This window comes from Phenylobacterium sp. (genome assembly GCF_019636135.1).
In the GTDB taxonomy this organism is placed as follows: Bacteria; Pseudomonadota; Alphaproteobacteria; order Caulobacterales; family Caulobacteraceae; genus Phenylobacterium.
Map to the genome: position 1 here is coordinate 31,778 of NZ_JAHBYD010000038.1, position 9,141 is coordinate 40,918.

Consider the following 9,141-nt stretch of genomic DNA (forward strand, 5'->3'; position numbering starts at 1 on the left):
CATGCGGACGCTCGTCGTCGACGGGGTCGAGATCCCCGAAACCCTGCTCGCGCAGGAGGCCCAGAACCACCCCGGCGCATCCGCCGCCGACGCCCGCGCGGCGGCGGGCCACGCGCTCGCCATCCGTTCCCTGCTGCTGCACCGGGCGCTCGGGCTCGGCCTGGAGGCCACGCCCCGGTTCGACGCCGCCGGCCGCGAGGAGACGCACGAGGAGGCGCTGATCCGCGAGCTGCTCGACGCGGAGGTCGACGTCGCGGTTCCGAGCGAGGAGGAATGCCGGCGGGTCTACGACGCCGCCCCGGAGCGGTTCCGCACCCCGGCGCTCAGCGAGGCCTCGCACATCCTCATCGAACCCCGGGGCGAAGGCCACGAGGCCGTGCATGCGGCGCGGGACGCGGCGTCCCGCCTGATCGCCATCCTGGCCGGGGGCGGCCGCACGTTCGCGGACCTGGCCCGCGACCACTCCGACTGCCCGTCCGGCGCGACCGGCGGGTCGCTCGGCCAGCTCGGGCCCGGCGACCTCGTCCCCGAGGTGGAACGCGTCCTGGCAGGCCTCTCGCCGGGCGGGGTGGCGGCGGAGCCCGTGCGCTCCCGCTTCGGCTGGCACGTCCTGCGCCTCGACCGGCGGATCGACGGCCGCCGGCTGCCCTTCGAGCTCGTGGAGGACAGGATCCGGCTGCACCTCGAGAGCCGGGCGTGGACGGCGGCGGCGACGCGCTATGTGTCCGACCTCGCCGCCGAGGCCCGCCGCCAGGGCGTCGCCCTGACGCTCGGCGTCGACGGCGCGGTCCGCGAGGGATCCCCGACGCTGGGCGACTTCCTGGGCGACCCGGGCGCCGCCGAGCGGCTGGCGCCCTGGCTGGCCGCCGTGGACCCCGACCTCGCCCAGCGGCTGGCCGCGGCGGCCGCGGCGGCGGGAGAGACCGTCGCGGCCTACGCCCGCGACGCCATGGCCGCGTTCGTGGCCGAGGCGGACGACGAGCGCTGGACCAACCTCATCTCCGCCGCGCGCGACGCGGCGGATCCCGCGCTGGCCTGCCTGGCGGCGGTGCTGCGCGCGAAGCTGGTCCCGGCCAGGCAGGTCTTCACGCTCATCCGGAGGGTCCCCGCGTGAGCCGCGGCGCAACCGCCTTCGCCGCGGTCGGGGTCGCCCTCGTGCTCGGCGCCCCGGGCCTGGCCGCGGCGGAGGGCCTGCCGGGCAAGGTGACCCTCGACGCCCGCCTGCGCTCCGAGACCGTCGACCAGGACGGCGCCGCCAAGGACGCCCATGCGCTGACCCTGCGCGCCCGCCTGGGCTACGAGACGCCGGCCTGGAACGGCTTCAAGGCGCTCGTCGAGGGCGAGACCGTCGTCGCGCTCGACGAGGCCTACAACAGCACCGCCAACGGCAGGCTCCGCTATCCGGTCGTCGGCGATCCCGGGGTGACCGAGCTGAACCGCGCCCAGGTGACCTGGTCGGGCCGGGACGGCGACGTGGCCATCGGCCGCCTGCGGCTGATCCTGGGCGCCGCCCGTTTCGTCGGCAATGCCGGGTTCCGGCAGAACGAACAGACCTTCGACGCGGTGAAGGCGGCCTGGCGGCCGACGAAGGACCTGGGCCTCACCTACGCCTACGTCGACAAGGTCCACCGCGTGTTCGGGCGGCGCAGCGCCCAGGGCGAATGGGACAGCGACAGCCATCTGGCGCAGGCGGACCTGAAGACCCCCGCGGGGCAGCTCACCGCCTACGGCTACCTGCTCGACTTCCGTAATGCCCCGACCCAGTCCAACGCCACCTGGGGCGCGCGGTTCGCGGGCGCCCGAAAGCTGCAGCCCGACCTCAGCCTGACCTACGAGGTCGAGTACGCGCGCCAGTCCGACTACCGCCATAGCCCGACCGGCTTCGACCTGGGCTACCTGGACCTGGGCGTCGGGCTGAAGCGGCCGGCCCGGTGGGTCACCGTCGGATACGAGCGCCTCGACGGCGACGGACGGCGAGGCTTCCAGACCCCGCTGGCGAGCCTCTTCGCCTACCAGGGCTGGGCCGATGTCTTCCTCACGACCCCGCCCGGGGGGGTGCGCGACCTGAACCTGCGGGCCGGCGCCACCGTCGGGCTGGGGCCGAAGGCCGTGCCGCTGAAGCTGCAGGTCGCGGCGCACGAGTTCGCCGACGACGACGGCTCGCGCCGCTATGGGCGTGAACTCGACCTGCTGGCCGCCGTCCCGATGAACAGGATCCTGAGCGCAGAGGTGCGGGCGGCGATCTTCGACGGCGCCCGGCCAGGGTTCGCGGACCGCCACAAGCTGTGGCTGACCCTCGAAGCCAAGTACTAGCCCCGGAGGGCTCGCCATGGCGCTGAACCGAGACCACGTCGCCGCCACCCCGGACACCCTGCTGTCCGATCCGATCACGTGGTTCTTCGCCGAGCACCAGCGGCACCGCCAGTTCTGCGACCTGATGCAGCGCGCCTCGATGGCCACCACCTACGACGAGGCGCTCGTCCGCTGGCTGTTGGACTTCATCGTCCACGACCTGGCCCTGCACGTCCTGGACGAGGAGGAGGACCTCTTCCCCCTGATGCGGGCGCGCGCGCAGCCCGAGGACGAGGTCGACAAGGTTCTGGGCCGCCTCCAGGGCGAACACGCCAAGGACCTCACCGCCGCGGCGGCGGTCCGCAACCACCTGGAGACCTGCCTGCGCCAGCAGGCGCCGATCAGCCGCAACAACGTGCGCCGCCGCGCGCTGGAGGCCTTCGCGGCGCAGGAGCGGGGACACCTGGCGCTGGAGAACGCGGTGATCCTGCCGCTGGCCCGCCTGCGCCTCACCGAGCGCGACCTGCTGGATCTCTCGAACCGGCTCGCCAGGCGCAGGGGCGTGGCGTGGCGGCCGGCCTCGCAGCGTCGATCGGCCAGGGCCAGCAGCCCGTGACCAACGCCCGCACGCCCGAGACCTCGCGGCGCTGCGGCCAACCCCGCGGCGCCTTCGCCGCATGATGGAGGAACCCCGCCATGGACTTCGGCCTCTCCGATCGTGAAACCCACTGGCGTGACCGCGTGCGCGCCTTCATGGCGGCCCACGTCTACCCGGCCATCCCGACCTACCAGCAGCAGATGGCGGTGGAGGGGGCCGCGCGCTGGCAGGTCATCCCGATCGTCGAGGAGCTGAAGGCGCGGGCCTATTCGGAGGGCCTGTGGAACCTGTTCCTGACGCCCGCGGAGGCCGGTGGCGGCGCCGAGGAGGACGCCGGGCCCGGCCTCAGCAACCTCGAATACGCGCTCTGCGCCGAGGAGATGGGCCGCGTGGGCTTCGCCTCCGAGGTGTTCAACTGCTCGGCGCCCGACACCGGCAACATGGAGGTGCTGCGCAACTACGGATCGGCGGCCCAGAAGGCCCGATGGCTCCGCCCGCTGATGGCCGGCGAGATCCGCTCGGCCTTCCTGATGACCGAGCCGGACGTGGCCTCGTCGGACGCCACCAATATCCAGACGTCGATCCGGCGCGAGGGCGACGAATACGTCATCAACGGCCGCAAGTGGTGGTCGTCGGGCCTGGGCGATCCGAGATGCAGGATCGCCATCCTGATGGGCAAGACGAACCCCGAGGGCCAGCGCCACGCCCAGCAGTCGCAGATTCTGGTGCCCACCGATGCGCCGGGGCTGGAGGTGCTGCGCATGCTGCCGGTGTTCGGCTACGACGACGCGCCCCACGGACATGCGGAGGTGGTGCTGCGCGACGTCCGCGTGCCGGTCGAGAACCTGATCCTGGGCGAGGGGCGGGGATTCGAGATCGCCCAGGGCCGGCTGGGCCCGGGCCGCATCCACCACTGCATGCGCACCCTGGGCGCCGCGGAGGTGGCGCTGGAGAAGATGGTCGACCGGCTGTTGTCGCGGGTGGCGTTCGGCAAGCGGCTGGCCGATCAGTCGGTCTGGGAGCAGCGGATCGGCGAGGCGCGGCTGGACATCGAGATGACGCGGCTGCTCTGCCTGAAGGCCGCCGACATGATGGACAAGGTCGGCAACAAGGCCGCCCAGCTCGAGATCGCCATGATCAAGGTCGCCGCGCCGCGCACCGCGCTGAAGGTGCTGGACGACGCCATCCAGGCGCACGGCGGGGCCGGGGTGTCGGAGGACTTCGGCCTGGCGCGGGCCTACGCCGGCATGCGCGCCCTTCGCCTGGCCGACGGCCCGGACGAGGTCCACCTGCGGGCCATCTCGCGGCTGGAGGTCGGACGGCACGGCGCCCGCCTGCGCGCCTGGCGGGAGGGTGAGGCGGTCGCGCCCGCGGCTTGACCGAACCTGGCCGTCGACTTGATCCCCTTCAAGGCGGATCGCCCTGCCAGGGCCTAGGTTGAGGGCATGCCGTCCGACCTCTGCGGGGGACGGCGCAGCTCGAAGGAGGTGACCGCCCGAAAGGCATGAACCAATCGCTTCCCCTTTTCCTCGCGCCCCGCGGATCCGTCCGCGGGGCCGTTCTTTATCCGCGGCGTCGGCGGCGGGCCACGCGGTTGAAGGACCAGGAAAGGCCGCGAAAGACGTCGCGCTTTGGGGTAGAGACGAGCGCGCGCGCCGCGACCCGACGGATTGAGACCACAAGCAAAGTGCCGGAACCTCGAGCTCACAGCCTGTCCGTCGCCCCCATGATGGACTGGACGGACCGGCATTGCCGGGTGCTGCATCGGACGCTGTCGGCGCGGGCGTTGCTCTATACCGAGATGCTGACGACCGGGGCGGTGCGGCATGGGGATCGGGCGCGGCTGCTGGCGTTCTCGCCGCGGGAGCATCCGGTGGCGCTGCAACTGGGCGGGTCGGAGCCGGGCGACCTGGCCGAGGCGGCGCGGATCGGCGAGGCCGAGGGGTACGACGAGATCAACCTCAACGTCGGCTGTCCGTCCGACCGGGTGCAGTCGGGGCGGTTCGGCGCGTGCCTGATGCGGGAGCCCGAGCTGGTGGCCGAGTGCATGGCGGCCATGGGCGCGGCGGTGAAGGTCCCGGTGACGGTGAAGTGCCGCATCGGCGTCGACGACCAGGACCCGGAGGAGAGCCTGTTCCGGCTGGTGGAGCTGTGCGCGCAGGCGGGCGTGAAGCTGTTCGTGGTCCATGCGCGCAAGGCGCTGCTGAAGGGGCTGTCGCCGAAGGAGAACCGCGACATCCCGCCGCTGGACTACCCGCTGGTGTGGCGGCTGAAGCGCGAGCGGCCGGACCTGACCATCGTGATCAATGGCGGGATCGGGTCGCTGGACGAGGCGGAAGAACACCTGCGGCGCGTCGACGGCGTGATGCTGGGCCGCGCCGCCTATCACACCCCGGCGATCCTGGGCGACGTCGACCGCCGCATCTTCGGCGCGGGCGGGAGCGTGGACCCGTTCGCGGCGGTGGCGGCCTATCGGGACTATGTGGCGTCCGAACTGGCGCGGGGCGCGCACCTGGCGGCGATGACCCGGCACATGCTGGGGCTGTTCCACGGCCGGCCGGGCGCGCGGGCCTGGCGGCGCATCCTCACGGTCGAGGGCGTGAAGGCGGGCGCCGGCCTGGAGGTGATCGACCAGGCCCTGGCGGTGGTCTCAGGGCTCGAAGCGCAGCGTGTCGCGCGTGGCCTCGAAGCGGGTGAGGCGGCCTAGGTAGCTCATCCCCAGCAGCGAGACGTCGAGGCCGTCGTTGACCACCAGCGCCTGCACGTTCTCCAGGCGGGCGCCGTTCACCGACACCGACGCCAGGGTCACGGCCGAGGCGCGCATCGAGCCGCCCGCGGTCGTCACGTCGTAGCCGGGCTTCAGGTCGGCCGTCCTGATGCCGAGGCGCCTGGCGTCGTCCGGCGTCAGCGCCACGGCCGTCGCGCCGGTGTCGACGAGGAAGCGCACCGGCTTGCCGTTGACCTCGGCGTCGGCCCAGAAGTGGCCGTCGGAGCCCTTGGCCACCGCGCCGGAACCGGGCTTCGGCGCGCCGGCGGCGGCGAAGCCCGCGGCGTCGAGCCGCGCCATGCGCAGCGGTTGCGGATCGACGGCGGCCATCGCCGCGGCGCTGGCGGCGGCGGACAGGGCCGCGACAAGCGTAAGCCTGCCAAAGGAAGACACCACGACATCACCCGGTAAGCGGCCGTTCCGGCCTGTCTTGTGCGGCGATGGTTACCCACTCAGCGTTGGAATCCCGTGAATCGACAGGGTTTCCGGGGGCTTAACCGTGCGGGTTCAGAAGAGGCCGAGCTTCTCGGGCCGGATCAGGCTGCGGCGGCCGGGGAGGTCTTCGAGGATCGCCTCGCGCTCGGCGTCGGTGAAGCGGGTCCACTGCGCCACCTCGGCGAGCTTGCGGTAGCAGCCCAGGCAGAGGCCGCTCTCGCCGTCGACGACGCACACCTTGATGCAGGGCGTCCTGATGGGGGCCGGCGGCCCGCTCATCCGGGGATCGCGTAGGTGACGTTGGCCTGGGCGGCCAGGCGGTCGGGGTTCTCGCTCCACATGCGCACGTCGCAGACCGCGAGGCGGCGGCCGAGCCGCAGCAGCTCGCACTCGGCGTGGACGTCGCCCGGCTGGGCGCCGCGCAGGAAGCTCATCGTCAGGTGCGAGGTCACGGCCATGAGCTGCGGGCCGATGTGCGCCAGCGTGATCGCATAGGCGGCGTTGTCGGCCACCCCCATCAGCGTCGGGCCGGAGATCACGCCGCCCGGCCGCAGGATCCCCTCGCGATAGGGCGAGACCATGTGCAGCCGCCCGGGCCCGATCTCGGTCACCTTCGGCATCAGGGCGTGGTCGGCGTCCGGGAAGGCCCGGTGCAGGAGGGCGTTCACGCCGTCCACGTCGAGTTTCGGTTCCAGCTTCAGCATAGCAACCATCTGACACGATGTGACCGCATCATTACAAGTCGTTTATGTCTCGACGTAACAACTATGTATCATGACTTAATATTAATGCTCGAATACTGATCATTGCGGCTTGTTAATTTGAGATGAAGCGGGGCGGCGCGCAGTCTTCGTTCAGATTTCCAGGGAGAACGCTTATGAAGTTCGCAGCCTTCGCACTTGTCGCCGCCGCGCTCACGGCCGGCTCGGCTGTCGCCGCCGAGCGCGTCACCGACGTCGACTTCCTCAAGGCCAACCGTTGCAAGGGCCTGGCCACCTCGATCACCGGCGTCGTCGACCCGGCCAGCCTCGACAGCTTCATCAAGGCCGAGCGCGGGGCGCGCGCCGCCTACATCGCCGAGCGCGCCTCCGAGGAGTTCGCCAAGGCGAAGAAGGAAGGCCGCAGCGCCGACCGCAAGGAGCGCCTGACCGCCGAACTGGCCGGGCCGTGCCAGGCCTACATGGGCGGCGCCTCCTCGATGGCCAAGCAATAGGCCCGGCGCTCCGCCCGGGGTTCTTCCGGTCCCAAGCCCAACTGGACGGCTCTCGTCTGCCGGCGCGCCGCAACCCCACGCGGCGCGCTTCTTTTTGCCCGGAACCAAGCTGCACAATAGGCTTTCATGCGGAGCGGGTGCGTCACGACCCGCGGGCGAGGGTGCTGTGCGATGTCGCTGCTGATCCCCGGCGAGACCTGCTGGCGGACCGAGCGGGCCGACCGCGCCGCGTTCCTGATCGACACCGAGGCCTATTTCACCGCGCTGGCGGATGCGTTCCAGAAGGCGCGCCGCTCGATCCTGATCCTGGGCTGGGGCTTCGACCCGCGCACGCGGCTGACGCCCGACGGCTACGACGGCCCCGCCGACCCGGACGAGGTGGGGCGCGTGCTGCTGCGGATCGCCTGCGGCAAGCCCGAGGTGGACGTGCGCCTGCTGATCTGGAAGTCGGCGCTGCCGATCAGCGCGACGCAGGAGTTCTTCCCGCACAAGGCCCGCAAGTGGTTCCGGAACACGCCGGTGAAGTTCCGGCTGGACGACCAGGTCCCCATGGGCGCCTGCCACCACCAGAAGGCGGTGATCATCGACGACCGGCTGGCCTTCGTCGGCGGCGGCGACATCGCCGTCGACCGCTGGGACACGCCCGGCCACCTGGAACAGGACATGCGGCGCATCATGCCCGACCAGGAGTGTCACGCGCCGCGGCACGAGGTGATGATGATGGTCGACGGCGCCGCGGCCCGCGCCGTGGCCGACCACTTCCGCGAACGCTGGCGGACCGGGACGAAGGGCGAGGTGCTGGCGCCGCCCGAGGACGCCGGCGGCGATCCCTGGCCCGACCATGTGCCGCCGCACCTGCTGCATCCCCGGGTCTCGATCGCGCGCACCCATCCGGCCTGGCGCGGCGCGGCGCGCATCGAGGAGATCGGCCGGCTGGCCCTGCGCTGCATCGCCGAGGCCAGGGACACGATCTACCTGGAGAACCAGTACTTCACCTCGCCGGTGATCACCGAGGCGCTGGCGCGGCGGCTGGGCGAGCCCGACGGGCCGGACGTGGTGCTGATCGCCACCGGCCGGTCGCCGAGCTGGTTCGACCAGCTCACCATGGACCACGCCCGCGGCGCGATGGTGTGGCGGCTGCGCGCCGCCGACGTGTTCGGCCGCTTCCGGGCGCTCTATCCGACGACGCCGGCCGGCTCGACGATCATCGTCCATTCGAAGACCAGCATCTTCGACGACCGGGTCGTGCGGATCGGCTCGGCCAACCTCAACAACCGCTCCATCGGCTACGACACCGAGCTGGAACTCGCCGTCGAGGCCGACCATGACGAGGCGCGCATCGTCGTCAGCGCCTTCCGCGACCGGCTCGTGGGCCATTTCATGGGGGTCACGGGCGACACGGTCTCCAGGACCCGCGCAGAGCGGGGCGGGCTGGCGGCCGCCATCGACCACCTGAACCGCGACGGCCGCCTGAAGCCGATCGACCCGAAGCGCGGCAGCCCGATGCAGGCGTTCTTCGCCAACCTGCACCTGGGCGACCCCTCCGACCCCAGCGACGCCTGGCGGCCCTTGCGCCGGCGCGACCGGCTGTTCCGCCAGGCCCGCGAACTCGCCGCGCCGCCGCGCCCGGATCCTTCGGGCGGCGCGTGAGCGTCGGACTCCGACCCCCGACCACACGGACGTGCGGGACCGTCCGCGGGCTGCGGCTCCCGGGTCGTTCGCATGGTCCGTGGTCGATCGCGTGCGGCGCGTGAGCGGGACGGTCAGGGCGGGCCGGTGGATCGGCGCGCGGCCAGCCCGGGCAAGCCGGAGGGCCGCGGCGGGGCCAGGATGGCG

General features: G+C 72.2%; 10 protein-coding genes. 7 read left to right on the forward strand and 3 right to left on the reverse strand.

The genetic code is table 11. The features are described from left to right. Nucleotide 1: 1 nt before the first annotated feature. The 5 genes from KF737_RS20390 to dusA all read left to right on the forward strand — a co-directional run bounded on the left by KF737_RS20390 (nt 2) and on the right by dusA (nt 5,597). On the forward strand, nt 2–1,114 hold the full coding sequence (locus tag KF737_RS20390) for a peptidylprolyl isomerase (RefSeq protein ID WP_296459629.1): 1,113 nt from the start codon (nt 2–4) through the stop codon (nt 1,112–1,114). Further along, nucleotides 1,111–2,313 (forward strand): hypothetical protein, encoded by a 1,203-nt coding sequence (locus KF737_RS20395; RefSeq protein ID WP_296459632.1) that lies wholly within the window; start codon nt 1,111–1,113, stop codon nt 2,311–2,313. Before KF737_RS20390 ends, KF737_RS20395 begins: the two co-directional genes overlap by 4 nt. A gap of 16 nt (nt 2,314–2,329) precedes the next feature. Further along, entirely contained in the window at nt 2,330–2,908 is a 579-nt protein-coding gene (locus KF737_RS20400) for a hemerythrin domain-containing protein (protein ID WP_296459634.1), read from the forward strand. An 80-nt stretch (nt 2,909–2,988) separates the two neighbouring features. Beyond that, the gene (locus tag KF737_RS20405) at nt 2,989–4,269 is read left to right on the forward strand and encodes an acyl-CoA dehydrogenase family protein (protein WP_296459636.1); all 1,281 of its coding nucleotides are present in this window, start codon (nt 2,989–2,991) and stop codon (nt 4,267–4,269) included. A 290-nt stretch (nt 4,270–4,559) separates the two neighbouring features. Then, the gene (gene dusA, locus KF737_RS20410) at nt 4,560–5,597 is read left to right on the forward strand and encodes a tRNA dihydrouridine(20/20a) synthase DusA (RefSeq protein WP_296459650.1); all 1,038 of its coding nucleotides are present in this window, start codon (nt 4,560–4,562) and stop codon (nt 5,595–5,597) included. On the opposite strand, the gene KF737_RS20415 is transcribed toward dusA, so the two are convergent. The 3 genes from KF737_RS20415 to KF737_RS20425 all read right to left on the reverse strand — a co-directional run bounded on the left by KF737_RS20415 (nt 5,541) and on the right by KF737_RS20425 (nt 6,796). Continuing rightward, nucleotides 5,541–5,987: a TIGR02281 family clan AA aspartic protease gene (locus KF737_RS20415; RefSeq protein ID WP_296459639.1), complete on the reverse strand. Its 447-nt coding sequence runs from the start codon at nt 5,985–5,987 to the stop codon at nt 5,541–5,543. The two genes, dusA and KF737_RS20415, sit on opposite strands and share 57 nt — an antisense overlap. A 177-nt stretch (nt 5,988–6,164) precedes the next feature. Continuing rightward, entirely contained in the window at nt 6,165–6,371 is a 207-nt protein-coding gene (locus tag KF737_RS20420; RefSeq protein ID WP_296459641.1) for a DUF1289 domain-containing protein, read from the reverse strand. Next, complete coding sequence (locus tag KF737_RS20425) at nt 6,368–6,796, reverse strand: PaaI family thioesterase (RefSeq protein ID WP_296459643.1); 429 nt, start codon at nt 6,794–6,796, stop codon at nt 6,368–6,370. The genes KF737_RS20420 and KF737_RS20425 overlap by 4 nt, the downstream gene beginning before the upstream one ends. A gap of 173 nt (nt 6,797–6,969) precedes the next feature. Between KF737_RS20425 and KF737_RS20430 the strand changes: the two genes are divergently transcribed. Both KF737_RS20430 and KF737_RS20435 read left to right on the forward strand, forming a co-directional pair. After that, nucleotides 6,970–7,305, forward strand: coding sequence for a hypothetical protein (locus KF737_RS20430; protein ID WP_296459645.1), 336 nt, complete (start codon nt 6,970–6,972; stop codon nt 7,303–7,305). 171 nt (nt 7,306–7,476) lie between these two features. Then, nucleotides 7,477–8,955 (forward strand): phospholipase D-like domain-containing protein, encoded by a 1,479-nt coding sequence (locus tag KF737_RS20435; protein WP_296459648.1) that lies wholly within the window; start codon nt 7,477–7,479, stop codon nt 8,953–8,955. The last annotated feature ends 186 nt before the right edge of the window (nt 8,956–9,141 follow it).